At 53.6% G+C, this 1,160-nt stretch carries 2 rRNA genes; both read right to left on the reverse strand.

Going from position 1 to position 1,160, the window contains the following annotated elements:
• Window positions 1–8: 8 nt before the first annotated feature.
• A 5S ribosomal RNA gene (gene rrf, locus FO013_RS22175) occupies window positions 9–124 on the reverse strand.
• A gap of 69 nt (window positions 125–193) precedes the next feature.
• Window positions 194–1,160, reverse strand: a 23S ribosomal RNA gene (locus tag FO013_RS22180); the annotation flags it as partial.

A 1,160-nucleotide genomic window follows, 5' to 3' on the forward strand; every position in this document is an offset into this window, starting at 1 on the left:
AATTTGATGCCTGGCAGTTCCCTACTCTCACATGGGGAGACCCCACACTACCATCGGCGCTACGGCGTTTCACTTCTGAGTTCGGCATGGGGTCAGGTGGGACCACCGCGCTAAAGCCGCCAGGCAAATTCTGTTAATCTGTATCAAAGCTGAAACTTGTGTCGTCTCTTCGCCAAAACATCTTCGGCGTTGTAAGGTTAAGCCTCACGGTTCATTAGTATCGGTTAGCTCAACGCATCGCTGCGCTTACACACCCGACCTATCAACGTCGTCGTCTTCAACGTTCCTTCAGGAGCCTTAAAGGCTCAGGGAGAACTCATCTCGGGGCAAGTTTCGTGCTTAGATGCTTTCAGCACTTATCTCTTCCGCATTTAGCTACCGGGCAGTGCCATTGGCATGACAACCCGAACACCAGTGATGCGTCCACTCCGGTCCTCTCGTACTAGGAGCAGCCCCCCTCAATTCTCCAGCGCCCACGGCAGATAGGGACCGAACTGTCTCACGACGTTCTAAACCCAGCTCGCGTACCACTTTAAATGGCGAACAGCCATACCCTTGGGACCTACTTCAGCCCCAGGATGTGATGAGCCGACATCGAGGTGCCAAACACCGCCGTCGATATGAACTCTTGGGCGGTATCAGCCTGTTATCCCCGGAGTACCTTTTATCCGTTGAGCGATGGCCCTTCCATTCAGAACCACCGGATCACTATGACCTGCTTTCGCACCTGCTCGAGCCGTCACTCTCGCAGTCAAGCTAGCTTATGCCATTGCACTAACCTCCTGATGTCCGACCAGGATTAGCTAACCTTCGTGCTCCTCCGTTACTCTTTGGGAGGAGACCGCCCCAGTCAAACTACCCACCAGACACTGTCCGCAACCCGGATTACGGGTCTACGTTAGAACACCAGCCATTAAAGGGTGGTATTTCAAGGACGGCTCCATGCAGACTGGCGTCCACACTTCAAAGCCTCCCACCTATCCTACACATCAAGGACCAGTGTTCAGTGTCAAGCTATAGTAAAGGTTCACGGGGTCTTTCCGTCTTGCCGCGGGTACACTGCATCTTCACAGCGAGTTCAATTTCACTGAGTCTCGGGTGGAGACAGCCTGGCCATCATTACGCCATTCGTGCAGGTCGGAACTTACCCGACAAGGAAT

This window comes from Brevibacterium aurantiacum (assembly GCF_007558825.1).
Classification (GTDB): domain Bacteria; phylum Actinomycetota; class Actinomycetes; order Actinomycetales; family Brevibacteriaceae; genus Brevibacterium; species Brevibacterium aurantiacum_A.